This is a genomic window from Pseudomonas coronafaciens pv. oryzae str. 1_6 (genome assembly GCF_000156995.2).
GTDB lineage: Bacteria > Pseudomonadota > Gammaproteobacteria > Pseudomonadales > Pseudomonadaceae > Aquipseudomonas > Aquipseudomonas tremae.
Map to the genome: position 1 here is coordinate 4,833,262 of NZ_CP046035.1, position 25,208 is coordinate 4,858,469.

General features: G+C 55.6%; 37 protein-coding genes and 1 pseudogene. 5 read left to right on the forward strand and 33 right to left on the reverse strand.

Going from position 1 to position 25,208, the window contains the following annotated elements; genetic code table 11:
* Nucleotides 1–3 precede the first annotated feature (3 nt).
* The 4 genes from POR16_RS21870 to POR16_RS21885 are packed head-to-tail and all read left to right on the forward strand — an operon-like array spanning nt 4 to nt 2,922.
* Nucleotides 4–765, forward strand: a complete 762-nt coding sequence (locus POR16_RS21870) for a glycerophosphoryl diester phosphodiesterase (protein ID WP_024669019.1) — start codon at nt 4–6, stop codon at nt 763–765.
* Nucleotides 762–1,505 carry an inositol monophosphatase family protein gene (locus POR16_RS21875; protein ID WP_005887117.1) on the forward strand — a complete coding sequence of 248 codons (744 nt, stop codon included), beginning with the start codon at nt 762–764 and terminating at the stop codon, nt 1,503–1,505. The genes POR16_RS21870 and POR16_RS21875 overlap by 4 nt, the downstream gene beginning before the upstream one ends.
* On the forward strand, nt 1,505–2,623 hold the full coding sequence (locus tag POR16_RS21880; RefSeq protein WP_005887114.1) for an endo-1,4-beta-xylanase: 1,119 nt from the start codon (nt 1,505–1,507) through the stop codon (nt 2,621–2,623). The genes POR16_RS21875 and POR16_RS21880 overlap by 1 nt, the downstream gene beginning before the upstream one ends.
* On the forward strand, nt 2,623–2,922 hold the full coding sequence (locus tag POR16_RS21885) for a hypothetical protein (protein ID WP_005887112.1): 300 nt from the start codon (nt 2,623–2,625) through the stop codon (nt 2,920–2,922). The genes POR16_RS21880 and POR16_RS21885 overlap by 1 nt, the downstream gene beginning before the upstream one ends.
* Nucleotides 2,923–3,071: 149 nt before the next feature.
* Here the strand turns inward: POR16_RS21885 and POR16_RS21890 are convergent, their stop codons facing one another.
* Together POR16_RS21890 and POR16_RS21895 are read right to left on the reverse strand one after the other, a co-directional pair.
* Nucleotides 3,072–3,638: a single-stranded DNA-binding protein gene (locus POR16_RS21890; protein ID WP_005887110.1), complete on the reverse strand. Its 567-nt coding sequence runs from the start codon at nt 3,636–3,638 to the stop codon at nt 3,072–3,074.
* 9 nt (nt 3,639–3,647) lie between these two features.
* Entirely contained in the window at nt 3,648–5,042 is a 1,395-nt protein-coding gene (locus POR16_RS21895; protein ID WP_005887108.1) for an MFS transporter, read from the reverse strand.
* Between the two features lie 129 nt (nt 5,043–5,171).
* Between POR16_RS21895 and uvrA the strand changes: the two genes are divergently transcribed.
* Nucleotides 5,172–8,003: an excinuclease ABC subunit UvrA gene (gene uvrA, locus POR16_RS21900; RefSeq protein WP_005887106.1), complete on the forward strand. Its 2,832-nt coding sequence runs from the start codon at nt 5,172–5,174 to the stop codon at nt 8,001–8,003.
* 76 nt (nt 8,004–8,079) lie between these two features.
* Here the strand turns inward: uvrA and POR16_RS21905 are convergent.
* The 31 genes and pseudogenes from POR16_RS21905 to tuf all read right to left on the reverse strand — a co-directional run bounded on the left by POR16_RS21905 (nt 8,080) and on the right by tuf (nt 25,205).
* Nucleotides 8,080–9,301, reverse strand: a pseudogene (locus tag POR16_RS21905) (IS3 family transposase).
* 111 nt (nt 9,302–9,412) lie between these two features.
* Entirely contained in the window at nt 9,413–9,877 is a 465-nt protein-coding gene (bfr, locus tag POR16_RS21910; RefSeq protein ID WP_005887100.1) for a bacterioferritin, read from the reverse strand.
* Nucleotides 9,878–10,140: 263 nt separating this feature from the next.
* Nucleotides 10,141–10,527: a 50S ribosomal protein L17 gene (gene rplQ / locus POR16_RS21915; RefSeq protein WP_005887099.1), complete on the reverse strand. Its 387-nt coding sequence runs from the start codon at nt 10,525–10,527 to the stop codon at nt 10,141–10,143.
* A 41-nt stretch (nt 10,528–10,568) separates the two neighbouring features.
* On the reverse strand, nt 10,569–11,570 hold the full coding sequence (locus tag POR16_RS21920; protein ID WP_002555464.1) for a DNA-directed RNA polymerase subunit alpha: 1,002 nt from the start codon (nt 11,568–11,570) through the stop codon (nt 10,569–10,571).
* A gap of 22 nt (nt 11,571–11,592) precedes the next feature.
* Entirely contained in the window at nt 11,593–12,213 is a 621-nt protein-coding gene (gene rpsD / locus POR16_RS21925; RefSeq protein WP_002555465.1) for a 30S ribosomal protein S4, read from the reverse strand.
* 18 nt (nt 12,214–12,231) lie between these two features.
* Nucleotides 12,232–12,621 carry a 30S ribosomal protein S11 gene (rpsK, locus tag POR16_RS21930; RefSeq protein WP_002555466.1) on the reverse strand — a complete coding sequence of 130 codons (390 nt, stop codon included), beginning with the start codon at nt 12,619–12,621 and terminating at the stop codon, nt 12,232–12,234.
* A 30-nt stretch (nt 12,622–12,651) separates the two neighbouring features.
* The gene (gene rpsM / locus POR16_RS21935) at nt 12,652–13,008 is read right to left on the reverse strand and encodes a 30S ribosomal protein S13 (protein ID WP_002555467.1); all 357 of its coding nucleotides are present in this window, start codon (nt 13,006–13,008) and stop codon (nt 12,652–12,654) included.
* A 130-nt stretch (nt 13,009–13,138) separates the two neighbouring features.
* A complete protein-coding gene (gene rpmJ / locus POR16_RS21940) occupies nt 13,139–13,255 on the reverse strand; it encodes a 50S ribosomal protein L36 (RefSeq protein WP_002555468.1) in 117 nt (38 codons plus the stop codon).
* Between the two features lie 28 nt (nt 13,256–13,283).
* Nucleotides 13,284–14,618: a preprotein translocase subunit SecY gene (gene secY, locus POR16_RS21945; protein ID WP_005887094.1), complete on the reverse strand. Its 1,335-nt coding sequence runs from the start codon at nt 14,616–14,618 to the stop codon at nt 13,284–13,286.
* The gene (rplO, locus tag POR16_RS21950; protein WP_002555470.1) at nt 14,619–15,053 is read right to left on the reverse strand and encodes a 50S ribosomal protein L15; all 435 of its coding nucleotides are present in this window, start codon (nt 15,051–15,053) and stop codon (nt 14,619–14,621) included. It abuts the gene before it with no gap.
* Nucleotides 15,054–15,056: 3 nt separating this feature from the next.
* Nucleotides 15,057–15,233, reverse strand: coding sequence for a 50S ribosomal protein L30 (gene rpmD / locus POR16_RS21955; protein WP_002555471.1), 177 nt, complete (start codon nt 15,231–15,233; stop codon nt 15,057–15,059).
* A 2-nt stretch (nt 15,234–15,235) separates the two neighbouring features.
* Nucleotides 15,236–15,736 carry a 30S ribosomal protein S5 gene (rpsE, locus tag POR16_RS21960; RefSeq protein WP_003317099.1) on the reverse strand — a complete coding sequence of 167 codons (501 nt, stop codon included), beginning with the start codon at nt 15,734–15,736 and terminating at the stop codon, nt 15,236–15,238.
* Nucleotides 15,737–15,739: 3 nt separating this feature from the next.
* A complete protein-coding gene (rplR, locus tag POR16_RS21965; RefSeq protein WP_002555473.1) occupies nt 15,740–16,090 on the reverse strand; it encodes a 50S ribosomal protein L18 in 351 nt (116 codons plus the stop codon).
* Nucleotides 16,091–16,100: 10 nt separating this feature from the next.
* Complete coding sequence (gene rplF, locus POR16_RS21970; RefSeq protein ID WP_003369019.1) at nt 16,101–16,634, reverse strand: 50S ribosomal protein L6; 534 nt, start codon at nt 16,632–16,634, stop codon at nt 16,101–16,103.
* Nucleotides 16,635–16,646: 12 nt separating this feature from the next.
* On the reverse strand, nt 16,647–17,039 hold the full coding sequence (gene rpsH, locus POR16_RS21975; RefSeq protein ID WP_002555475.1) for a 30S ribosomal protein S8: 393 nt from the start codon (nt 17,037–17,039) through the stop codon (nt 16,647–16,649).
* A 214-nt stretch (nt 17,040–17,253) separates the two neighbouring features.
* Nucleotides 17,254–17,559, reverse strand: a complete 306-nt coding sequence (rpsN, locus tag POR16_RS21980; protein ID WP_002555476.1) for a 30S ribosomal protein S14 — start codon at nt 17,557–17,559, stop codon at nt 17,254–17,256.
* Between the two features lie 13 nt (nt 17,560–17,572).
* Complete coding sequence (gene rplE / locus POR16_RS21985; RefSeq protein WP_005887091.1) at nt 17,573–18,112, reverse strand: 50S ribosomal protein L5; 540 nt, start codon at nt 18,110–18,112, stop codon at nt 17,573–17,575.
* 20 nt (nt 18,113–18,132) lie between these two features.
* Complete coding sequence (gene rplX / locus POR16_RS21990) at nt 18,133–18,447, reverse strand: 50S ribosomal protein L24 (protein WP_005887089.1); 315 nt, start codon at nt 18,445–18,447, stop codon at nt 18,133–18,135.
* 11 nt (nt 18,448–18,458) lie between these two features.
* On the reverse strand, nt 18,459–18,827 hold the full coding sequence (gene rplN, locus POR16_RS21995; RefSeq protein ID WP_002555479.1) for a 50S ribosomal protein L14: 369 nt from the start codon (nt 18,825–18,827) through the stop codon (nt 18,459–18,461).
* Between the two features lie 23 nt (nt 18,828–18,850).
* Nucleotides 18,851–19,117 carry a 30S ribosomal protein S17 gene (gene rpsQ, locus POR16_RS22000; protein WP_002555480.1) on the reverse strand — a complete coding sequence of 89 codons (267 nt, stop codon included), beginning with the start codon at nt 19,115–19,117 and terminating at the stop codon, nt 18,851–18,853.
* A 2-nt stretch (nt 19,118–19,119) separates the two neighbouring features.
* Nucleotides 19,120–19,311 (reverse strand): 50S ribosomal protein L29, encoded by a 192-nt coding sequence (gene rpmC, locus POR16_RS22005; protein WP_002555481.1) that lies wholly within the window; start codon nt 19,309–19,311, stop codon nt 19,120–19,122.
* Complete coding sequence (gene rplP / locus POR16_RS22010; RefSeq protein WP_002555482.1) at nt 19,311–19,724, reverse strand: 50S ribosomal protein L16; 414 nt, start codon at nt 19,722–19,724, stop codon at nt 19,311–19,313. The genes rpmC and rplP overlap by 1 nt, the downstream gene beginning before the upstream one ends.
* A 12-nt stretch (nt 19,725–19,736) precedes the next feature.
* Nucleotides 19,737–20,423 (reverse strand): 30S ribosomal protein S3, encoded by a 687-nt coding sequence (gene rpsC / locus POR16_RS22015; protein WP_003176422.1) that lies wholly within the window; start codon nt 20,421–20,423, stop codon nt 19,737–19,739.
* A gap of 13 nt (nt 20,424–20,436) precedes the next feature.
* Nucleotides 20,437–20,769: a 50S ribosomal protein L22 gene (gene rplV, locus POR16_RS22020; protein ID WP_002555485.1), complete on the reverse strand. Its 333-nt coding sequence runs from the start codon at nt 20,767–20,769 to the stop codon at nt 20,437–20,439.
* Nucleotides 20,770–20,782: 13 nt separating this feature from the next.
* Nucleotides 20,783–21,058 carry a 30S ribosomal protein S19 gene (gene rpsS, locus POR16_RS22025; RefSeq protein ID WP_002555486.1) on the reverse strand — a complete coding sequence of 92 codons (276 nt, stop codon included), beginning with the start codon at nt 21,056–21,058 and terminating at the stop codon, nt 20,783–20,785.
* Between the two features lie 16 nt (nt 21,059–21,074).
* A complete protein-coding gene (gene rplB, locus POR16_RS22030; RefSeq protein ID WP_005887086.1) occupies nt 21,075–21,899 on the reverse strand; it encodes a 50S ribosomal protein L2 in 825 nt (274 codons plus the stop codon).
* A 14-nt stretch (nt 21,900–21,913) separates the two neighbouring features.
* Complete coding sequence (gene rplW / locus POR16_RS22035; RefSeq protein WP_002555488.1) at nt 21,914–22,213, reverse strand: 50S ribosomal protein L23; 300 nt, start codon at nt 22,211–22,213, stop codon at nt 21,914–21,916.
* Complete coding sequence (gene rplD / locus POR16_RS22040) at nt 22,210–22,812, reverse strand: 50S ribosomal protein L4 (protein WP_002555489.1); 603 nt, start codon at nt 22,810–22,812, stop codon at nt 22,210–22,212. Before rplD ends, rplW begins: the two co-directional genes overlap by 4 nt.
* Before the next feature lie 12 nt (nt 22,813–22,824).
* Nucleotides 22,825–23,460, reverse strand: coding sequence for a 50S ribosomal protein L3 (rplC, locus tag POR16_RS22045; RefSeq protein WP_005887084.1), 636 nt, complete (start codon nt 23,458–23,460; stop codon nt 22,825–22,827).
* Nucleotides 23,461–23,541: 81 nt separating this feature from the next.
* Complete coding sequence (rpsJ, locus tag POR16_RS22050) at nt 23,542–23,853, reverse strand: 30S ribosomal protein S10 (RefSeq protein ID WP_002555491.1); 312 nt, start codon at nt 23,851–23,853, stop codon at nt 23,542–23,544.
* Nucleotides 23,854–24,011: 158 nt separating this feature from the next.
* Nucleotides 24,012–25,205 carry an elongation factor Tu gene (tuf, locus tag POR16_RS22055; RefSeq protein ID WP_005887082.1) on the reverse strand — a complete coding sequence of 398 codons (1,194 nt, stop codon included), beginning with the start codon at nt 25,203–25,205 and terminating at the stop codon, nt 24,012–24,014.
* Nucleotides 25,206–25,208: the final 3 nt, after the last annotated feature.

The window sequence follows — 25,208 nt, forward strand, 5'->3', positions numbered from 1 at the left end:
TCCATGCCCAAACACGCTCCCCTCGTCCGCTCGCCGCTGATCGCTCACCGCGGTGCCAAGGCCTACGCGCCGGAAAACACTTTATTGGCCCTTGAGACAGCTGCGCAACGCGGCGCTCGCTGGGTCGAGATCGATGTCAAACTGACGCGCGACGGTCAGCCCGTTGTCATTCATGACGACCTGCTGGACAGAACCACCAACGGTCGCGGCGCTGTGGTGCTGCATGACCTGAATGCCATCCGCCAACTCGATGCAGGCAGCTGGTTCGCACCTGAATTCGCTGGCTTGCAGGTCCCCACTTTTGAAGAGGTCGTGAACTGCGCCTTGCGCTTGAAGCTTGGCCTGCAGGTTGAACTCAAACCGACCATCGGTGATGACGTCGAGACAGCGGAAGTTGTCATGCCCATTCTCAAAAGACTGTGGCCAGCCGACAACGAAGCACTATTTGTTTCCAGTTTTTCAGTACGCTCGCTCACGGCTGCTCGCCGTTTATGGGCCGACGTGCCACTGGCCATAGCTTCGGTAGTGGCGCCGGCCGATCCAGTCGCCCTGCTCGCCGAATATGACTGTCGAATACTTCATGTACTTGACGACATGCTCGATGACCATCACCTTGAGCGCCTGAAAAGCAGCGGCATCGAGTTCGCCGTTGCGACCATCAACAGCCCGGAACGCGCGCGCTACCTGCTTGAACACGGCGCGCAGTCAATACTCAGCGACTACCCGGACCTGCTGAGCCTGCCAAACGGAGACCGTCTGCAATGAACAACCGACTCAGCGTCGCCATGCAAGCCGTAGAAAAGGCCACTGGCCTGGCCATGGCTTACTTCAACGACCGCCATACGCTAGACGTCACCACCAAAAGCCCGCAAGACCTTGTCTCCCGTGCCGACTTTGAAGTGGAACAGTTGCTTCGCGCAGAACTGAGCAAGCATTTCCCGGACGACGCAATCCTCGGCGAAGAAATGGGCGGCGAATTCATCACCGACGGCTGGGTCATCGACCCCATCGACGGCACCGGCAACTACCTGCGCGGCACACCGCTGTGGGGCATCGCAGTCGCGTACATGTCGGCCGGCGTGCCGGAAATCGGCGTTGTCGCCTACCCGGCGCTGGGTTACACACTGGCAGCCCGCACTGGCGATGGCCTGCTGCGCAACGGCGTCCCTTTCGTGCGACCACAACCACCAGAGCACCTGCGCATTGCCGGCATAGGCGAAAACACCCGCTGGGACGCTGAAGAACTGGGCCGACTACAACTGACCTTGCGCCAACAAGGCTGGGGGCTCGCAGGCTATCGCTGCGCTACCATCGGCCTGGCCTTTGCCGCATTGGGGCAGACGGATGGGTACATGGAGAAATTCACCAGCCTGTGGGACATCGCCGCGGGTGCGGTAATTTGTCGTGAGGCCGGGTTGCTGTGTGAAATCGAGGGCGAACAGAAGCAAGGCTCGATGACCGTAATGGTCGGGCATGAAGAGTTGATGGGGATTTTTGGTGCGTAGTGCGCCCTACCCGACGTAGTTTTCTGACAGTATTTCTGCGCCTGCTGGCCTGCGCGCCGTTCGTGGGCAGCAGGCTGCTGTCTGCTGCTGAAACCCTGACCCCCTTGCGTGAGCTCGCAGCCAAAAAAGGCATATGGACAGGTTTCGCTGTTGATCCGGCAAAGCTGAAAGACGATGCGGTCTACCGTGATCTGGTCGCCCGCCAAGCCAATATCCTGGTGCCCGAGAATGCCTTGAAATGGAACTCGATCCATCCAGAGCCGGAGCGCTATGACTTCACGCCTGCCGACACCATTGCAGCTTTTGCGAAAGCGCATGATCAGCGCATGCGCGGGCATGCATTCTGTTGGCATCGATCTCTGCCCGACTGGGTTCATAGGACAGTTACATCAACCAATGCGGAAGATGTGCTGACTGCGCACATCACGACTGTCGCCAGTCATTACCGCGGCCTGATCAGCGCGTGGGACGTTGTCAATGAAGCCATCCAGCCAGAAGACGGCCAGCCAGGCGGGCTACGCAACTCATTCTGGTATCAGCAACTCGGCCCCCGCTATCTGGATATCGCTTTTCAAGCAGCGCACAAAGCCGATCCGGACGCCCTGCTTTGCTACAACGACTATGGACTGGAAAAGGACACGCCCTACGGTGAAGGCAGACGCGCAGCGGTACTCGCCATGCTGCGTGGGCTCAAGCAGCGCGGCGTACCGGTGCATGGTCTTGGCATCCAGTCACACCTACGTGCTGGAGACACATTTGGTCCGGGCCTGTCGCGCTTCATCCTGGCAGTTCGGGATATGGGCTTATCGGTCCACGTCACCGAACTGGACGTGGATGACAGCCGACTCACCGGCTCTGTCGCAGACCGTGATAACTCGGTTGCAGGAACCTACAAACGGTATCTCGACCTGATCCTTGCCACGCGGTCTGTATCTACCGTCATTGCCTGGGGCGTATGGGACAGCCCGCGAGTTGGGTGGTTGAGCATTGTCTGGAGCGAGCGCTGCCTGTTTCTGATTGATCGGCCACCGTTGGCGCGATCAAACAGCCGATGCCGGGAACGACCCGCTGCGCCTGCACGTCAGACCCTTATCGACTCACTGAAAGGTACAGCGTAATGGACAAGACGATCACCGTGGACCAACTGGCCACCACCGACCTCGATTCAATCAACGAAATATGGCTCGGAGGGACGCATACCCAGTTATGCCTGTGGCGTGGTGAACAGGTCTTCACCCACGACATGCTCAGCGAAGGCACCCACGATCAGAATACGCGGCGCCTGTGCCTGCAACTGGTAAACCCTGACGACAAAGCCGCCGTGGCCAGCGCCGAAGTTATCGTGCGCGAGCGTTTGGCAGAAATGGGCCGAGAGGGCGAATTTTACCCGGCCGAGAAAGTCGACACCCATCAATAATCGTTCTGGGCCTACCGCTTGGTAGCTTGCACAGGTCAAAAAAACCCTCTTGGCTTTACGGCGAAGAGGGTTTTTTAATGAGTAAAGGTGATTATTCAGGCTTTTCCTGCCAGACAATCCATCGCCTTTACGCTTTACTTTTATGTAGGCTAGAACGGAATATCGTCATCAAAGCTGTCGAAATCGGCAGCTGGCTGCGGCGCTTGCTGTTGCGGCGCGGGACGCGAGTCGCGTTGCTGTGGCGGCTGCTGGTTGTAGTTTTGCTGAGGTGCGGACTGCTGCGGCGCCGATTGCTGGGGGCGCGACGGCTGTGGACGAGGTGCAGACTGGTTGTAGTTGCCGCCACCCTGGCCCTGTTGAGCGTCGCCCTGTGGACGGCCACCCAGCAGCTGCATGGTGCCTTGCATGTCTACGACGATTTCAGTGGTGTAGCGCTTGATGCCGTCTTTTTCCCACTCGCGGGTTTGCAGCTTGCCTTCGATGTACACCTGCGAACCCTTGCGCAGGTATTCGCCGGCGATTTCGGCAACCTTGCCGAACATCGAAACACGGTGCCATTCGGTCTTTTCGACCTTCTGGCCGGTCTGCTTGTCAGTCCATTGTTCGCTGGTTGCCAGACTCAGGTTGGTCACGGCGTTACCGTTAGGCAAGTAGCGAACTTCGGGATCCTGGCCGCATGTACCGACCAATATGACTTTGTTAACCCCACGGGCCATAACGTTCTCCTAGGCTTCGCACGCTTCTGATGCTGGGTTGACCAGCTTCTCGAGAGAGGCGCGATCCAATAATTTTGTGTCTAGTTTTATGTAGATGGCTGCCTCTTCAGCAACCACCACTGCATCTGTCACGCCGGCTACGGACATCAAACGCTCTGCCAGGCCTGCTTCACGCTGCGCTTGCGGCGACAACGGCAGACGTAGGCTGGTCACGTAAGGCGGTTCTCGCATGGTGACTGCGAAGACGAGCCAGACGGCGGCCATGGCTGCACCGCCAAGGAACACCACATCCAGACCACCGTGCTGGAACAACCAGCCGCCCAGTATCCCACCTGCGGCCGAACCAAGAAACTGGCTGGTGGAATATACCCCCATCGCCGTGCCTTTTCCGCCGGCCGGTGAAACCTTGCTGATCAGCGACGGCAAGGACGCTTCCAGCAAATTAAATGCCGTGAAGAATACCACTGTTCCGATGACCAGTGCCCGCAACGTGTCTCCGAATGCCCAGAAGAATAGCTCAGCCAGCATCAAAACTGTCACGGCGCCGAGCAGAACACGCTTCATTTGACGTTTCTTTTCGCCATAGATGATGAACGGGATCATGGCGAAGAAAGAAACCAGCAAGGCGGTCAGGTACACCCACCAGTGCTCCTCCTTGGGCAAACCGGCTTTTTCGACCAAAGCCAGCGGCAACGCCACGAAGCTGGACATGAGCATGGCGTGCAACACGAAGATACCCAAATCCAGACGCAGCAGGTCTGGATGACGCAAGGTTGCCCCCAGAGCCTGCTTCGCAACCCCGGACTCTCGGTGGAGCAAGGGACCATTGGCCTTGGGCACAACGAAGGCGACGATCAGGATACCCAGCAGCGCCATGCCACCGGTTGCCAGGAACAGTCCCGATAAACCGAATGCGCCGGTGATCACCGGGCCAACGACCATCGCGATGGCAAAAGACAGACCGATGGTCATGCCGATAGTGGCCATTGCCTTGGTACGATGCTGCTCGCGAGTCAGGTCAGAAAGCAACGCCATGACTGCGGCAGAGATCGCGCCTGCGCCCTGCAGGACGCGCCCGGCGATAATCCCCCAGATGGAGTCGGCATTGGCCGCCACCACGCTGCCGATCGCGAAGATGATCAGCCCGAAATAAATGATCGGTCGTCGGCCGATCCTGTCGGAAAGTATTCCGAACGGGATCTGCAGCACCGCCTGGGTCAGGCCATAGGCGCCAATTGCCAGACCAATCAGTGCAGGACTCGCGCCCGCCAGGTCCATGCCATAGGTTGCCAGAACCGGCAAAACCATGAACATGCCAAGCATGCGGAACGCGAACACCAGGGCCAGACCGCCTGCTGCGCGGGTCTCGCCGCTACTCATACGCTCGCTGTGGGTGTCGTGCATGGAATAACCTCGTGTGAACCGGCGGCGATTCTACCAGTCCCATCGTTGTACAGCACATACGCGACGCTTTGCCGCGTAATGGCTCGGAGCCTTATACTCCGTCGTTTATGCCCGCCAAGCGAGGCCGCAGTGGACAAGATCCTGATACGTGGGGCACGAACCCACAACCTGAAAAATATTGACCTGACACTTCCCCGCGACAAACTGATCGTTATTACCGGGCTCTCCGGCTCAGGCAAGTCTTCACTGGCTTTCGATACGCTGTACGCCGAAGGGCAACGCCGCTACGTCGAGTCGCTGTCGGCCTACGCCCGGCAGTTTCTGTCGATGATGGAAAAACCGGACGTCGATACGATCGAAGGTTTGTCGCCCGCTATTTCCATCGAGCAGAAGTCCACGTCGCACAACCCGCGTTCGACCGTGGGCACCATTACCGAGATTTACGACTACCTGCGTCTTCTGTACGCGCGGGTCGGACAGCCTCGCTGCCCGGATCACGATATTCCGCTGGAAGCCCAGACTGTCAGCCAGATGGTTGACCTGGTGCTTACCCAGCCGGAGGGCAGCAAGCTGATGCTGCTGGCCCCGGTCATTCGCGAGCGCAAAGGTGAACACCTTTCAGTCTTCGAAGAACTTCGCGCGCAAGGGTTTGTTCGCGCTCGGGTCAACGGCAAGTTGTGTGAGCTGGATGAGCTGCCCAAGCTCGACAAGCAGAAGAAGCACTCCATCGATGTGGTGGTGGACCGCTTCAAGGTCCGCGCAGATCTGCAGCAGCGTCTGGCCGAGTCTTTCGAGACGGCATTGAAGCTGGCAGACGGCATTGCGCTGGTCGCACCGATGGACGAGCCAGGCGAAGAAGTAATTTTCTCCGCCCGCTTCGCCTGCCCGATCTGTGGCCATGCGATCAGCGAGCTTGAACCCAAGCTGTTCTCCTTCAACAACCCGGCTGGCGCATGCCCGACCTGTGATGGTCTTGGCGTGAAGCAGTTCTTCGACATTAAGCGACTGGTCAACGCCGAACTGACGCTGGCCGAGGGCGCAATACGGGGTTGGGACAGGCGTAATGTCTATTACTTCCAGATGCTCGGCTCGCTGTCCAAGCACTACGGTTTCAGCCTGGAAGTGCCGTTCAAGGAAATCCCGGCCGACATGCAGAAGGTTCTGCTTAACGGCAGCGGCTCGCAGAGTGTCGACTTCCGCTATCTGAATGATCGCGGCGATATCGTCAAACGTGCGCACCCGTTCGAAGGCATCGTGCCGAATCTGGAACGTCGCTACCGCGAAACCGAATCGGCGACCGTGCGCGAGGAGCTGGCCAAGTTTCTCGGCACCCAGCCCTGCCCTGACTGCCGCGGCACTCGTCTGCGTCGCGAGGCGCGTCATGTGTGGGTAGGTGAAAAGACCTTGCCCGCAGTCACCAGTCTGCCGATTGGCGATGCCACGCATTATTTCGACACTTTGAAACTGACCGGACGACGCGGCGAAATTGCCGACAAGATCCTCAAGGAAATTCGCGAGCGCCTGCAGTTTCTGGTCAACGTCGGGCTGGACTATCTGACCCTGGATCGCAGCGCGGACACGCTGTCTGGCGGCGAAGCCCAGCGTATCCGTCTGGCCAGCCAGATCGGTGCGGGCCTGGTCGGGGTGATGTACATCCTCGATGAGCCTTCTATTGGCCTGCATCAGCGCGACAATGACCGACTGCTCGGTACGCTCAAGCACCTGCGTGATATCGGTAATACGGTGATTGTGGTCGAGCATGACGAAGATGCGATTCGTCTGGCCGATTACGTGGTCGATATCGGCCCTGGCGCCGGCGTGCATGGCGGCCATATCGTTGCACAAGGTACGCCGGACGAAGTGATGGCTCACCCGGATTCTCTGACAGGCAAATACCTGTCAGGCCGCGTGAAAATTGCAGTGCCAGCCAAACGCACGCCGCGCAACAAGAAGCTCTCGTTGACCCTCAAGGGCGCGCGCGGCAATAACCTGCAGAACGTCAATCTGGAAATCCCAATTGGCTTGCTGACCTGCGTGACGGGCGTTTCCGGTTCGGGCAAATCGACGCTGATCAACAACACGCTGTTCCCGCTCAGCGCGACAGCCCTTAACGGGGCAACAACGCTTGAAGCGGCTACTCACGACAGCATTAATGGCCTGCAGCATCTGGACAAGGTCGTGGACATCGACCAAAGCCCGATCGGTCGTACGCCGCGCTCTAACCCGGCGACCTATACCGGGTTGTTCACGCCTATTCGTGAGCTGTTCGCCGGCGTGCCGGAATCTCGCTCGCGAGGCTATGGTCCGGGTCGCTTCTCGTTCAACGTCAAGGGCGGGCGTTGCGAAGCGTGCCAGGGCGACGGCCTGATCAAGGTAGAGATGCACTTTTTGCCGGACATTTATGTGCCGTGTGACGTGTGCAAGAGCAAGCGATACAACCGCGAAACGCTTGAGGTCAAATACAAGGGCAAGAACATCCACGAAGTGCTGGAAATGACCATCGAAGAAGCGCGTGAATTCTTCGATGCGGTCCCTGCGCTGGCTCGCAAACTGCAAACCTTGATGGATGTAGGGCTTTCCTACATCAAGCTGGGGCAGTCGGCGACGACGCTGTCGGGTGGCGAGGCGCAGCGCGTCAAGCTGTCACGCGAGCTTTCCAAGCGTGACACGGGCAAGACGCTGTACATCCTCGACGAGCCGACGACAGGGCTGCACTTTGCCGATATTCAGCAGTTGCTCGATGTGCTGCATCGTCTGCGCGACCACGGCAACACGGTGGTGGTGATCGAACACAACCTGGATGTCATCAAAACAGCAGACTGGCTGGTGGACCTCGGTCCGGAAGGTGGCTCGAGAGGTGGCCAGATCATCGCAACCGGCACGCCTGAACAGGTTGCCGAGATGAAGCAGTCATACACAGGGCACTACCTCAAGCCTCTGTTGACCCGAGACAAAGCGTAGCGAATACGCTAATGAAGGACCTGGGTTCATTCAGGTCCGTGTCTAGTCCTAAAATAGGTTTACACCTGTTTCACGCTCAAAACGCCCGATGCACCGCATCGGGCGTTTTGTATTTCAGAGCTAAGTGTGGCCGCTCCCCATTGTAGATCTGCACTGATTCATCAACCATTTTCACTGCATCTGCCAAGTCTTTAGGGCGTTGGAGTAGAAACTCGTTCTTCAAAATCCCGTTTACTCGCTCGGCCATAGCGTTCTGATAGCAGTCATAGCCATCCGTCATCGAGCACCGGATTCCATGCCTGGTATGCAGCTGCTGATAGAGATCGGAACAGTACTGGACGCCGCGATCTGAATGATGAATCAGCATCTGATCGGTTTTTCGCTCTCCTACCGCTTTTTCCAGTGCCTTTATCACCGATTGGGTATGCAGGCTTTCATGCACGTGATGGCCAACGATCTTGCGTGAGTACGCATCTGTTACAAGGCTCACGTAGGCCACGCTTTCCTGCGTAGGCAGGTAAGTTATGTCTGCAACCCAGACCTGTTCGGGTCCATGGGCCACGACTTGTTGCGGACCTTCTTTGAGCAGGTTGGGGTGGCGACGGAAGCGATGATGGCTATGAGTGGTCTTGTGATAAGCCCGTTTGCGCGGAACCAGCTCGCGCGCATCACGAAGGATGGTAAACATACGATCTCTACCCACGCACAACGACGCAGGAGCTTCGACGCTCATCAAGTAGTGCAGCTTGCGCGTTCCCAGCCTGGGCTGGCGACGCCGCTTTTCCAGGACGAAATCCACCACCTCTGGTCTTGGCAGACCCTCGCGTCAAAAGCGCGATTACGCTTGTAATACGCTTGGCGCGAAATACCCATGAACAGGCAAGCCCTGATAATGCTCAGGTCTTGGATTTGCCCTTGCGAGAGGACTTGCCGGGTCGCTTTTTTACGACAGAAACGCCGTAGTCATTTTTCAGAACGTTGACGACGGCCTCAAAGAACTGAGCCTTCTGGTTGCTCAGCGCCAGCTGTTCTTCAAGCTCTTTAATCCGCTGCTCGGGTGTCGGCGGGAGGGTTGGTTCGGTCATGGACCTGCTCCTCTGCTCTCGAATTGATGCGCCTTGGCTCCAATCCTGTCGACCGTGCTTTCGTAACCAGACCAGCACCGTCGACCGGCCTTGGATGCCATAGCGTCGTTGGGCTTCTTTATAACTCAACTCGCCTTTTTCAACCTGATCTACGACCGATAATTTAAAGGCTAGCGTGTAATCGCGCTGGCTGCGCCTTTTACCCGAATCCATTGAGTCCTCCTGAGGAAAGTTCAGAAGGTGTAAACCTTATTCAGGACGGGACACCGGAAACAAAAAAGCTCCTGTCACATGCGTGCAGGAGCTTTTTTATGGGGCGTTGAATCAGAACTGGGATTGCAGGTAATTCTGCAGACCTATGGACTTGATCAGACCCATTTGCTGTTCGAGCCAGTAGGTATGGTCTTCTTCGGTGTCCGCCAACTGCACGCGCAGGATTTCACGGGTGACATAGTCGCCGTGAAGCTCACAGAGCTCGATACCCTTGCACAGGGCGGCACGTACCTTGTATTCCAGACGAAGGTCGCTGGCGAGCATCTCAGGGACCGTCGTGCCCACATCCAGATCATCCGGACGCATGCGCGGCGTACCTTCCAGCATCAGGATACGACGCATCAACGCATCAGCGTGTTGTGCCTCTTCTTCCATCTCATGATTGATGCGCTCGTAGAGCTTGGAAAAGCCCCAGTCTTCGTACATGCGCGAGTGAACGAAATATTGGTCACGAGCCGCCAATTCGCCCGTGAGCAACGTGTTGAGATAATCGATTACTTCCGGGTGGCCTAACATCGCAACGAACTCCTGCTTCAAAGCCGATAGTTTGAACCAAGCGCCGCACGAGGTCATCCGAAAAAACGCAATAAACCGACAAAAAGCGGGGAAACTACGCCGTTCAGAAGCGAAAAACCGCCTAAATGAGGGCGGTTCTGTTTCTCACTTCGACTCAATCCGAGAATGGCAATACGGATGATTGGCACTGACATTTGGCTTTACTGAAATGCAGATAACAAAAAACCGGGCACTGGGCCCGGTCTTCTGTTCAAACTGGTGTCTTATTCAGCGGCTTCTACAGAGCCACCGACAGGACGATCAACCAACTCGACGTACGCCATAGGCGCGTTGTCGCCAGCGCGGAAACCGCACTTAAGGATACGCAGGTAGCCGCCCTGACGGGTTGCATAGCGTTTGCCCAGATCGTTGAACAGCTTGCCGACGATTTCTTTCGAACGAGTACGGTCGAAAGCCAGACGGCGGTTGGCAACGCTGTCTTCCTTGGCCAGGGTGATCAGCGGCTCGGCAACGCGGCGCAGTTCCTTGGCTTTCGGCAGGGTAGTTTTGATCAACTCGTGCTGGAACAGCGACACCGCCATGTTTTGAAACATGGCTTTGCGGTGAGAGCTGGTACGGCTCAGGTGACGTCCACTTTTACGATGACGCATGGTTCATTCCTTACCAAACTCGCGTTCGGTGATTACGACGATCAGGCCGTAGCCTTGTCGTCCTTCTTAAGACTTGCCGGCGGCCAGTTGTCGAGGCGCATGCCGAGGGAGAGACCACGAGAAGCCAGAACGTCCTTGATCTCGGTCAAGGATTTCTTGCCCAGGTTCGGAGTCTTCAACAACTCTACTTCGGTACGCTGAATCAGGTCGCCGATGTAGTAGATGTTCTCCGCCTTAAGGCAGTTGGCCGAACGCACGGTCAGTTCCAAATCGTCAACCGGACGAAGCAGGATCGGATCGATCTCGTCTTCCTGTTCGATAACCACTGGTTCGCTGTCGCCTTTGAGGTCGACGAACGCAGCCAACTGCTGTTGCAGAATGGTTGCAGCGCGACGGATTGCCTCTTCAGGGTCCAGAGTACCGTTGGTTTCCAGATCAATAACCAGCTTGTCCAGGTTAGTGCGCTGCTCGACACGGGCGTTTTCCACCACGTATGCGATACGGCGAACCGGGCTGAACGAGGAATCGAGCTGCAAGCGACCAATGCTGCGGCTTTCATCTTCATCGCTTTGACGCGAGTCTGCCGGTTCATAACCACGACCACGAGCTACGGTGAGCTTCATGTTCAAGACGCCGTTAGACGCCAGGTTAGCGATTACGTGATCGGGGTTAACGATCTCGACATCATGATCCAGCTGAATATCGGCAGCGGTAACCACCCCCGAACCCTTCTTCGACAAGGTCAGCGTAACTTCGTCTCGACCGTGCAGCTTGATAGCCAGACCTTTAAGGTTCAACAGGATTTCAATGACGTCTTCCTGTACACCTTCGATGGCGCTGTACTCATGGAGCACACCGTCAATCTCGGCCTCGACTACTGCACAGCCGGGCATGGAGGACAACAAAATGCGGCGAAGCGCGTTGCCCAGGGTATGGCCGAAACCACGCTCGAGAGGCTCGAGAGTGATTTTGGCGCGGGTTGGACTGACAACCTGCACATCAATATGGCGGGGTGTCAGGAACTCATTTACCGAAATCTGCATGGATGCACCTATTTTCTAGCCCTTACTTGGAGTAGAGCTCGACAATCAGGCTTTCGTTGATGTCGGCGGACAGATCACTGCGAGCTGGTACGTTCTTGAAAACGCCCGATTTCTTCTCAGTGTCTACTTCTACCCATTCTACGCGGCCACGTTGGGCACACAGATCGAGAGCCTGGACAATACGCAGCTGATTCTTAGCTTTTTCGCGGATAGCAACAACGTCGCCAGCACGAACCTGATAAGAAGGAACGTTAACGGTTTTGCCGTTTACGCTGACCGACTTGTGCGAAACCAATTGACGGGATTCGGCACGCGTCGAGCCGAAGCCCATGCGGTATACAACGTTGTCCAGACGGCATTCGAGCAGTTGCAGCAGGTTCTCGCCTGTTGCACCTTTCTTGCCGGCGGCTTCTTTGTAGTAGCCGCTGAACTGACGCTCGAGAACGCCGTAGATACGACGGACTTTTTGCTTTTCACGCAGCTGAGTACCGTAATCGGACTGGCGACCGCGGCGTTGGCCGTGGATACCTGGAGCTGCTTCGATGTTGCACTTGGATTCGATAGCGCGAACGCCGCTCTTCAAAAAGAGATCGGTGCCTTCACGACGAGCAAGTTTGCATTTTGGACCAATGTAACGAGCCATTTCTTACAGTCTCCTGGATTACACGCGGCGCTTCTTCGGCGGACGGCACCCGTTGTGCGGGATTGGCGTCACGTCGGTGATGCTGGCGATCTTATAGCCACAGCCGTTCAATGCACGGACAGCGGATTCACGACCTGGGCCTGGACCCTTGACATTGACGTCGAGGTTCTTCAGACCGTACTCCAGCGCAGCTTGACCAGCACGTTCAGCAGCTACTTGAGCAGCGAACGGGGTGGACTTGCGCGAACCACGGAAACCCGAACCGCCGGAGGTAGCCCACGAAAGAGCGTTACCTTGACGATCGGTAATGGTGACGATTGTGTTGTTAAACGACGCGTGGATGTGGGCGATGCCATCAACCACTGTCTTTTTAACTTTTTTACGAGGACGAGCAGCAGGTTTTGCCATGACTAAATTCCTGTCGTTGCGCTGGTGCGATTACTTGCGGATCGGCTTACGCGGACCTTTGCGAGTACGCGCGTTGGTCTTGGTACGCTGACCGCGTACTGGAAGACCCCGACGATGACGCAGACCGCGGTAGCAGCCCAAGTCCATCAAGCGCTTGATTTTCATGTTGATTTCGCGACGCAGGTCACCTTCAGTGGTGAACTTCGCCACTTCGCCACGCAGCTGTTCAATCTGCTCGTCGCTCAGATCTTTGATTTTCACCGCCGGGTTAACCCCGGTGGTTGCACAAATTTTCTGTGCAGTGGTGCGACCAACACCATAGATGTAGGTCAGCGAGATAACAGTATGCTTGTTATCTGGAATGTTAACGCCTGCAATACGGGCCATTCAGTGGGACTCCAATTGACAGCTACCTACGCCCCGGAAGCCAAGAAATAGGGCGCGAGATAATATCGCTGTAGTAACAAATAATCAACCCAGCAGCGCACTAGCTGCTGGGCTTAAGCACAAATCACAATCAGCCTTGGCGCTGCTTATGACGTGGTTCCGCGCTGCAAATTACTCGAACAACACCTTCGCGGCGAATAATCTTGCAGTTACGGCACAGCTTTTTCACCGATGCACGAACTTTCATCACCAACTCCTCGAACCTTAGGGGTGCTTCAGCGCAGCATACCGCCGCTGCCACCGTAGCCCTTCAGGTTGGCTTTCTTCATCAGGGATTCATACTGGTGCGAAACGAGGTGAGATTGCACTTGCGACATAAAGTCCATCACAACCACGACCACGATCAGCAACGAGGTCCCGCCAAGGTAGAACGGTACGTTTGCTGCGACCACCAGAAACTGGGGAAGCAGACACACGGCCGTCATATAGAGAGCACCGAACATGGTCAAGCGAGTCAAAACGCCATCAATATAGCGCGCTGACTGCTCGCCTGGACGAATACCCGGAATAAAGGCACCGGACTTCTTCAGGTTTTCCGCTACGTCTTTCGGATTGAACATCAACGCCGTATAGAAGAAGCAGAAGAAAATAATCCCTGCACTAAACAGCAGAATATTCAACGGCTGACCAGGAGCAATCGACTGCGAGATGTCCTGCAACCAGCCCAAACCTTCAGACTGACCAAACCAGGACCCCAACGAAGCCGGGAACAGCAAAATGCTGCTTGCGAAAATGGCTGGGATTACACCAGCCATGTTCACTTTCAGCGGCAAGTGGCTTGTCTGTGCAGCAAAGACCTTGCGGCCCTGCTGACGCTTGGCGTAGTGAACAGCAATACGACGCTGACCACGCTCAATGAACACCACAAAACCGATGATCGCTACTGCCAGCAAACCGATAGCAACCAGAGCGAAGATATTGATATCACCCTGACGTGCAGACTCGAAAGACTGCCCTATTGCTCTCGGAAGACCGGCGACGATACCTGCGAAGATCAACATCGAGATACCGTTGCCGACACCGCGCTCGGTAATCTGCTCGCCCAGCCACATCATGAACATCGCACCTGCCACGAAGGTGGTTACGGCGACAAAATGGAAACCCAGGTCCCCAGAAAACGCGACGCCCTGACTCGCCAGACCAACGGACATGCCGATAGCTTGGACCAGAGCCAGGACAACGGTGCCATAGCGGGTGTACTGGCTTATCTTGCGACGGCCAGCTTCACCTTCCTTCTTCAACTGCTCCAGTTGCGGGCTTACGACTGTCATCAGCTGCATGATGATCGATGCCGAAATGTAAGGCATGATCCCCAGTGCAAAGATGCTCATCCGCTCCAGCGCGCCACCGGAAAACATGTTGAACAAGCTAAGAATGGTCCCCTCATTCTGTCGAAACAGTTCTGCGAGTCGATCAGGGTTGATACCTGGAACCGGGATGTGTGCGCCTATTCGGTAGACGATAATCGCCAGGAACAGAAAACGCAGACGAGCCCAGAGTTCAGACATACCGCCCTTGCCGAGCGCAGAGAGAGCACCTTGCTTAGCCATTTATTCCTCGAACTTGCCGCCAGCTGCTTCGATAGCCGCACGCGCACCTTTGGTGGCAGCGATACCTTTGATAGTGACAGCGCGAGTAACTTCGCCCGACAGCATGATTTTCACACGCTGAACGTTCTGGTTAATCACGTTGGCATCTTTCAGGGACTGCACAGTTACGATGTCGCCTTCCACTTTGGCCAGCTCGGACAAACGCACTTCTGCGCGGTCCATGGCTTTCAGGGAAACGAAACCGAATTTTGGCAGGCGACGATGCAGCGGCTGTTGGCCGCCCTCAAAGCCCGGAGCAATTGTGCCACCGGAGCGGGAGCTTTGACCTTTGTGGCCACGGCCACCGGTCTTGCCCAAACCACTACCGATACCACGGCCCGGACGATGCTTTTCGCGACGGGAACCCGGCGCTGGACTCAGATCATTGAGTTTCATCGATTAACCCTCGACTCGCAGCATGTAGTAAGCCTTGTTGATCATCCCGCGATTTTCGGGAGTATCCAGGACTTCTACAGTGTGACCGATGCGACGCAGACCCAAACCCTTAATGCACAATCTGTGATTAGGGATGCGGCCGGTCATGCTTTTGATCAGCGTTACTTTAACGGTAGCCATGATCAGATGATCTCCTCAACACGCTTGCCACGTTTGGCAGCGATCGACTCAGGAGACTGCATGCCTTTCAAACCCTTGAATGTGGCGTGAACCACGTTTACAGGGTTTGTCGAGCCATAGCACTTGGCCAATACGTTCTGGACACCAGCAACTTCCAGCACTGCGCGCATTGCGCCGCCAGCGATGATACCGGTACCTTCGGAAGCAGGCTGCATGTACACCTTGGAGGCGCCATGAGCAGACTTCATTGCGTACTGCAGGGTAGTGCCGTTCAGATCAACCTGAATCATGTTGCGGCGAGCAGCTTCCATCGCTTTCTGGATCGCAGCAGGCACTTCACGTGACTTGCCACGGCCGAAGCCAACGCGCCCTTTACCATCACCCACTACGGTCAACGCAGTGAAAGTGAAGATACGGCCGCCTTTTACGGTTTTGGCCACGCGGTTAACTTGAACCAGTTTCTCGATGTAGCCTTCGTCGCGTTTTTGGTCGTGATTTGACATAACTTAGAACTCCAGCCCGCCTTCACGAGCAGCATCAGCCAGCGCTTTGACACGGCCGTGGTACTTGAAGCCAGAACGGTCGAAAGCGACTTGCGATACGCCCGCGGCTTTCGCGCGCTCGGCGACCAGCTTGCCAACCTTAGTGGCCGCGTCGATGTTGCCAGTGGCGCCATCACGCAGTTCTTTGTCCAAAGTCGAGGCGCTTGCCAAAACTTTGCTGCCGTCGGCCGAGATGACCTGGGCATAAATGTGCTGCGAAGAGCGGTGCACGCAGAGACGCACGACTTCTAGCTCGTGCATTTTCAGGCGTGCTTTGCGAGCGCGACGCAGTCGGGTAACTTTTTTGACGGTCATTTGCTATGCCCTACTTCTTCTTGGCTTCTTTACGGCGGACGACTTCGTCCGCGTAACGCACACCTTTGCCTTTGTAAGGCTCAGGACGGCGGAAGTCGCGGATCTCAGCGGCCACTTGACCAACCAACTGCTTATCGATACCGCGAATCAGGATATCGGTCTGGCTGGGGGTCTCAGCGGTGATGCCATTCGGCAATTCATAGTCCACCGGGTGCGAGAAGCCAAGTGCAAGGTTCAGGACCGTGCCTTTTGCTTGCGCCTTGTAACCAACACCGACCAGCTGGAGCTTACGCTCGAAGCCTTGGCTTACGCCCTGGACCATGTTGTTAACCAGTGCACGAGTGGTGCCTGCCATTGCGCGGGTTTGTTGATCGCCATTGCGAGCAGCGAAACGCAGCTCACCAGCTTCTTCAACAATCTCAACGGACGAATGGATGTTCAGTTCTAGAGTGCCCTTGGCACCCTTCACCGAAAGTTGCTGGCCGACGAGTTTGACTTCGACGCCGGATGGCAACTTAACGGGGTTCTTAGCTACGCGTGACATGCTTATCCCCCCTTAGAACACAGTGCAAAGCACTTCGCCACCGACACCGGCAGCGCGCGCAGCACGATCCGTCATCACACCTTTACTGGTGGAGACGATAGACACACCAAGACCGCCACGAACTTTCGGCAGATCATCGGAGGACTTGTACTGACGCAAGCCTGGGCGGCTGACGCGCTTAACCTCTTCAATGACCGGACGGCCTTCGAAGTACTTAAGCTCGATGGACAGCGAGGATTTAACTTCGCTGCTGATCTGATAACCCGCAATGTAACCTTCGTCCTTCAGGACTTTTGCTACAGCAACCTTCAACGTGGAAGATGGCATGCTTACGACGGGCTTTTCAGCCATCTGGGCATTACGGATACGAGTTAGCATGTCCGCTAACGGGTCCTGCATACTCATGGGCTAGACGCTCCTAAAACAAAATAATTAGCCTTGCGGCTACAGCTTGATCGCCGAGAACTTCCGGGCAAGTAAAAACACGGGCTCAGGCGAGCCGGCAATTCTAGTCCTACCCCGGAAATGAATCAAGCCCCAAAAGGGGCTTGATTCAAATTCAGGCTCCGTCCCGACCGGTGACTTTCGTAACCAGCCGGGCCGAAACGAGAGGTGCGCCTTACCAGCTGGCTTTGACCAGACCTGGAACGTCGCCTCGCATTGCTGCTTCACGCAGCTTGTTACGGCCGAGGCCGAACTTGCGATAGACGCCGTGTGGACGACCAGTGATGCGGCAACGGTTACGCATGCGCGCAGCGCTTGCGTCACGTGGTTGCTTCTGCAGGGCTACGGTAGCTTCCCAACGCGCTTCTGGACTTGCGTTCAGATCAACGATGATAGCTTTCAGCTCTGCACGCTTCTTGGCGTACTTGGCAACGGTGAGCTGACGCTTCAGCTCACGGTTTTTCATGCTCTTCTTGGCCATAGTCCTACTCCAATCAGTTGCGGAACGGGAATTTGAAAGCACGCAGCAATGCGCGGCCTTCGTCATCGTTCTTGGCAGTGGTGGTCAGGGTAATGTCCAGACCGCGGAGAGCATCGATCTTGTCGTAATCGATTTCCGGGAAAATGATCTGCTCTTTTACGCCCATGCTGTAGTTACCACGACCATCGAAGGACTTGGCATTCAGGCCGCGGAAGTCGCGAACCCGAGGCAGGGAGATCGACAGCAGACGATCCAGGAATTCATACATACGATCGCGGCGCAGAGTCACTTTGACGCCGATCGGCCAGCCTTCGCGGACTTTAAAGCCAGCGATGGATTTCCGAGCGTAAGTCACAACGACTTTCTGACCGGTGATCTTTTCCAGGTCAGCAACAGCGTGCTCGATGATTTTCTTATCACCGATCGCTTCGCCCAGACCCATGTTCAGGGTGATTTTGGTAACGCGCGGAACTTCCATCACGTTCGAAAGCTTAAGTTCTTCCTTAAGTTTCGGAGCGATTTCCTTCCGGTAAATCTCTTTTAGTCGTGCCATGGTCTTCTACCTAGCAGTGTTCAAGCATCAACCGCTTTTTGGGTCGACTTGAAGACACGAATTTTCTTGCCGTCTTCAACTTTGAAACCAACGCGGTCAGCCTTGTTGGTTGCGCCGTTGAAAATGGCGACGTTGGAAGCGTGCAGTGGCGCTTCTTTCTCGACGATACCGCCCTGTACGCCCGACATCGGGTTTGGCTTGGTATGACGCTTCACCAGGTTGACCCCACCAACGACCAAACGGTCATCAGCGAGAACCTTGAGCACCTTACCGCGCTTACCTTTGTCTTTGCCGGCGATCACGATGATCTCGTCGTCACGACGAATCTTTTGCATGTCGGATCTCCTTAAAGCACTTCAGGGGCGAGCGAGACGATCTTCATGAACTTCTCAGTACGAAGTTCACGGGTCACTGGCCCAAAGATACGGGTACCGATCGGCTCTTGCTTGTTGTTCAACAGAACAGCAGCGTTACCATCGAAGCGGATGATGGAGCCGTCTGCACGACGAACACCATGGCGAGTGCGGACTACGACAGCAGTCATCACTTGGCCTTTTTTCACCTTGCCGCGCGGAATTGCTTCCTTGACGGTCACTTTGATGATGTCACCGATACCAGCGTAACGACGATGGGAGCCACCCAGCACCTTGATGCACATAACACGGCGAGCGCCGCTGTTATCGGCCACATCGAGCATGGATTGAGTCTGAATCATATAATTTCTCCGACCCCTAGCCCTTAGACTTCCACAGCGCGTTCGAGGATATCAACCAATGCCCAAGACTTGGTCTTGGCTACGGGACGGGTTTCACGAATAGTGACCTTGTCGCCGATATGGCATTGATTGGTTTCGTCGTGTGCGTGCAGCTTAGTCGAACGCTTAACGTATTTACCGTAGATCGGGTGCTTAACGCGACGCTCGATCAGAACGGTGATGGTCTTGTCCATCTTGTCGCTGACAACACGGCCAGTCAGCGTACGGACAGTTTTTTCGGCTTCAGCCATGATTACTTACCTGCCTGCTGGTTGAGCACAGTTTTCACGCGAGCGATGTCACGCTTAACTTGCGAGAGCAGATGAGACTGCCCCAACTGGCCAGTTGCTTTCTGCATACGCAGATTGAACTGGTCGCGCAGCAGGCCGAGCAGTTGCTCGTTCAGCTGCTGTGCTGATTTTTCACGAAGTTCATTCGCTTTCATCACATCACCGTCCGCTTAACAAAGGAGGTGGCGAGCGGCAGCTTTGCAGCAGCCAGGGCGAAAGCCTCACGCGCCAGCTCTTCAGTAACACCCTCGATTTCATACAGGACTTTGCCTGGCTGAATCTGGGCAACCCAGTACTCCACGTTACCCTTACCTTTACCCATCCGAACTTCGAGTGGCTTCTTGGTGACAGGCTTGTCCGGGAATACACGGATCCAGATCTTGCCGCCACGTTTAACGTGACGGGTCAGTGCACGACGCGCTGACTCGATCTGACGAGCGGTGAGACGACCACGAGCTACAGACTTCAGCGCGAACTCGCCGAAGCTGACTTTGCTACCGCGCAGCGCCAGACCACGGTTGTGGCCGGTCATCTGCTTGCGGAACTTCGTACGCTTTGGTTGCAACATTTGGCGTACCCCTTACTTAGCAGCTTTTTTACGAGGCGCTGGTGCTTGTGGTTTCAGTTCTTCTTGGCGACCACCAATTACTTCGCCTTTAAAGATCCAAACCTTTACACCGATCACACCGTAAGTGGTGTGAGCTTCGTAGTTGGCATAGTCGATGTCGGCACGCAGGGTGTGCAGTGGCACACGACCTTCGCGATACCATTCAGTACGTGCGATTTCAGCACCGCCGAGACGACCGCTCACTTGGATTTTGATGCCTTTGGCACCAATGCGCATGGCGTTCTGAACAGCGCGCTTCATCGCGCGACGGAACATTACACGACGCTCCAGCTGCTGAGCTACGCTCTGCGCAACCAGCATACCGTCAAGCTCCGGCTTGCGGATCTCTTCGATATTGATGTGCACAGGCACACCCATTTGCTTGGTCAGGTCCTGACGCAGTTTCTCAACATCTTCACCTTTCTTCCCGATAACAATGCCGGGACGAGCGGTGTGGATGGTGATACGTGCTGTCTGAGCCGGACGATGGATATCGATACGGCTGACGGACGCGCTTTTTAATTTGTCTTGGAGGTACTCACGCACTTTCAGATCAGCGAACAAATAGTCCGCATAAGTCCGACCGTCTGCGTACCAGACGGAGGTGTGCTCCTTGACGATTCCCAGGCGAATGCCAATGGGATGTACTTTCTGACCCATCTCTTCGACTCCGTTACTTGTCAGCAACCTTGACAGTTATATGGCAAGACCGCTTGACGATGCGATCAGCACGGCCTTTAGCACGTGGCATGATGCGCTTCAGCGAACGCCCTTCGTTGACGAAAACGGTGGAGACCTTAAGGTCATCAACGTCTGCGCCTTCGTTATGCTCGGCGTTGGCTACAGCCGACTCCAGCACTTTCTTCAGGATCTCGGCGGCTTTCTTACTGCTGAAAGCCAACAGGTTGAGCGCTTCGCCCACCTTCTTCCCGCGGATCTGGTCGGCGACCAAGCGGGCTTTCTGGGCGGAGATTCGAGCGCCCGACAACTTAGCGGCTACTTCCATCGTTCCTTACCCCTTAACGCTTGGCTTTCTTGTCTGCCACGTGCCCACGATATGTGCGGGTACCGGCAAACTCGCCTAGTTTATGGCCGACCATGTCTTCGTTCACGAGAACTGGAACATGTTGACGACCGTTATGCACTGCAATGGTCAAACCGACCATTTGTGGCAGGATCATCGAACGACGCGACCAGGTTTTAACTGGTTTGCGATCGTTCTTTTCCGCCGCCACTTCGATCTTCTTCAGTAGGTGAAGATCAATAAAAGGACCTTTTTTCAGAGAACGTGGCACTGTCGTATCCCTCTATTTACTTGCGACGACGGACGATCATTTTGTCGGTACGCTTATTACCACGAGTCTTCGCGCCCTTAGTCGGGAAGCCCCACGGCGATACCGGATGACGACCACCAGAGGTACGACCTTCACCACCACCATGTGGGTGGTCAACCGGGTTCATGGCAACACCACGAACGGTTGGGCGAACGCCACGCCAGCGTTTGGCACCAGCTTTACCCAGCGAACGAAGGCTGTGCTCGGAGTTCGAGACTTCGCCCAGCGTCGCACGGCACTCAGCCAATACTTTACGCATCTCACCGGAGCGAAGACGCAGGGTAACGTACACACCTTCACGAGCGATCAACTGTGCCGAAGCACCAGCGGAACGAGCGATCTGTGCGCCTTTACCTGGCTTCAATTCGATGCCGTGTACGGTGCTACCAACTGGAATGTTGCGCAGTTGAAGAGCGTTGCCTGGCTTGATTGGTGCCAAAGCACCTGCAACCAGCTGGTCGCCAGCACTCACGCCTTTAGGGGCGATGATGTAGCGGCGCTCGCCGTCTGCATAAAGCAGCAGGGCAATGTGTGCAGTACGGTTTGGATCGTATTCGATACGCTCGACGGTGGCAGCGATGCCATCCTTGTCGTTGCGACGGAAGTCGACCAGACGATAATGCTGTTTAGCGCCACCACCGATATGACGGGTAGTAATGCGACCATTGTTGTTACGACCACCAGACTTCGATTTTTTCTCGAGCAGCGGTGCGTGAGGAGCGCCTTTATGGAGCTCCTTGTTGACCACCTTGACCACAAAACGGCGGCCAGGGGAAGTCGGTTTGCATTTAACGATTGCCATGATGCACCCCTTCCTTACTCAGCACTGCTGCTGAAATCGAGATCTTGGCCTGGCTGAAGGGAGATAACTGCCTTCTTCCAGTCATTACGCTTGCCCAGACCGCGAGCAGTGCGCTTGCTCTTACCCAGAACATTCAGGGTAGTAACACGCTCTACTTTCACGCTGAACAGGCTTTCGACGGCCTTCTTGATTTCCAGCTTGGTTGCGTCAGTAGCAACCTTGAAAACGAACTGACCTTTCTTGTCTGCCAGAACCGTAGCCTTCTCGGAAACGTGCGGGCCAAGCAGAACTTTAAATACGCGTTCCTGGTTCATCCCAGCAGCTCCTCGAATTTCTTCACGGCCGACACAGTGATCAACACTTTATCGTATGCGATCAGACTAACTGGATCGGAACCTTGAACATCACGCACATCGACGTGAGGCAGGTTACGAGCAGCCAGGTACAGATTTTGGTCAACAGCGTCAGACACGATCAGGACGTCAGTCAGGCCCATGCCAGTCAGCTTGTTCAGCAAATCTTTGGTTTTCGGTGCTTCAACAGCGAAGTCCTGAACCACGACCAGACGATCAGTACGGACCAGTTCAGCAAGAATGGAGCGCAGAGCTGCGCGGTACATCTTCTTGTTGAGCTTCTGAGTGTGATCCTGAGGACGAGCTGCGAAAGTGGTACCGCCGCCACGCCAGATTGGGCTACGGATAGTACCGGCACGAGCACGGCCAGTACCTTTCTGACGCCAAGGGCGCTTACCGCCACCACGAACGTCGGAACGGGTCTTTTGCTGCTTGCTACCCTGACGACCGCCAGCCATGTAGGCCACGACTGCCTGGTGAACCAGCGTCTCGTTGAATTCGCCGCCAAATGTCAGTTCGGAAACTTCGATTGCCTGAGCGTCATTTACATTTAATTGCATGTCAGCTTCCCCTTAACCGCGAGCCTTGGCTGCCGGACGTACAACCAGGTTGCCGCCAGTAGCGCCAGGAACAGCACCCTTGACCAACAACAGATTGCGTTCAGCGTCCACGCGCACTACTTCGAGGGACTGCACGGTCACGCGCTCAGCGCCCATATGACCGGACATTTTTTTGCCCTTGAATACACGACCAGGAGTCTGGCACTGGCCGATAGAGCCCGGGACGCGGTGGGAGACGGAGTTACCGTGGGTATTGTCCTGACCACGGAAATTCCAACGCTTGATCGTACCCTGGAAGCCCTTACCTTTGGACTGACCGGTCACATCGACCAGTTGACCAGCGGCGAAGATTTCAGCGTTGATCTGATCGCCAGTCTGGTAGTCGCCTTCTTCAAGACGGAACTCCATGACGGTACGACCGGCGGCTACGTTCGCTTTAGCGAAGTGACCAGCCTGAGCGGCTGTAACACGCGAAGCACGACGCTCGCCGACAGTGACTTGCACTGCACGATAGCCATCGGTTTCTTCGGTTTTGAACTGAGTGACGCGATTCGGCTCGATCTCAATGACCGTGACCGGAATGGAGACACCTTCTTCGGTGAAAATACGGGTCATACCGCATTTACGACCGACTACACCAATAGTCATGTTGTAAACCTCATGAGTGTACGGGGCTTTCACCCGCTATGGCCGCCCATTTCAGAGCGTTACACGACTAAGACCCAAGTCTTAGCCGAGGCTGATCTGAACTTCCACACCGGCCGCAAGATCAAGCTTCATAAGCGCATCAACGGTTTTTTCCGTTGGCTGAACAATGTCCAGAACGCGTTTATGAGTACGGATCTCATACTGGTCGCGCGCGTCTTTGTTGACGTGCGGAGAAACCAGAACGGTGAACCGCTCTTTACGAGTCGGCAGTGGAATCGGACCACGCACCTGTGCACCAGTACGTTTCGCGGTTTCCACGATTTCCTGGGTTGATTGGTCGATCAGGCGATGGTCAAAAGCCTTCAACCTGATACGGATTTGCTGGTTTTGCATTGGATTCAGACTCCAGATTGCTGTTCCCACCGAGCGCAATACGCCCGTTAAAAGGAGGCGCAATTCTATAGACGACCTAACAGGGTGTCAACCCAATAAAAAAGGCCCCCGCTAAGCGGGGGCCCCTTCAAAACACTAAAGGTCACTCAAAAAAGAGCTTACTCGAGGATTTTAGCTACAACGCCAGCACCAACGGTACGGCCGCCTTCACGGATTGCGAAGCGCAGACCGTCTTCCATCGCGATGGTTTTGATCAGGGTGACAACCATTTTGATGTTGTCGCCTGGCATTACCATTTCTACGCCTTCCGGCAGTTCGCAGTTACCAGTTACGTCGGTAGTACGGAAGTAGAACTGTGGACGGTAGCCTTTGAAGAACGGAGTGTGACGACCGCCTTCTTCTTTGCTCAGCACGTACACTTCAGCTTCGAACTTGGTGTGCGGCTTAACCGAACCTGGCTTAACCAGAACCTGGCCACGCTCAACGTCGTCACGCTTGGTACCACGCAGCAGAACGCCGCAGTTCTCGCCAGCACGACCTTCGTCGAGCAGCTTACGGAACATTTCAACACCGGTGCAGGTGGTGACGGTAGTGTCACGCAGACCAACGATTTCCAGTGGATCTTGAACCTTGACGATACCGCGCTCGATACGACCAGTTACAACAGTACCGCGACCGGAGATCGAGAATACGTCTTCGATTGGCATCAGGAACGGCTTGTCGATAACACGGACTGGATCTGGAATGTAGCTGTCCAGAGTCTCAACCAGTTTACGAACGGACGTGGTGCCCATTTCGTTATCGTCTTTGCCTTCCAGAGCCATACGAGCAGAACCGATGATGATCGGAGTGTCGTCACCTGGGAAGTCGTAAGTGCTCAGCAGATCGCGCACTTCCATCTCAACCAGTTCCAGCAGCTCAGCGTCGTCTACCAGGTCAGCCTTGTTCAGGTAGACAACGATGTACGGTACACCTACCTGACGGGACAGCAGGATGTGCTCACGGGTTTGCGGCATCGGACCATCAGCGGCCGAGCAAACCAGGATCGCGCCGTCCATCTGGGCAGCACCGGTGATCATGTTCTTCACATAGTCAGCGTGACCTGGGCAGTCAACGTGAGCGTAGTGACGGATCAGCGAGTTGTATTCAACGTGCGCGGTGTTGATGGTGATACCACGAGCTTTTTCTTCTGGTGCGCTGTCGATTTTATCGAAATCGACGACTGCAGAACCGAAAATTTCGGAGCAAACGCGAGTCAGAGCAGCAGTCAGTGTAGTTTTACCGTGGTCAACGTGACCGATAGTGCCAACGTTGACGTGCGGAAGGGAACGATCAAATTTTTCTTTAGCCACGAC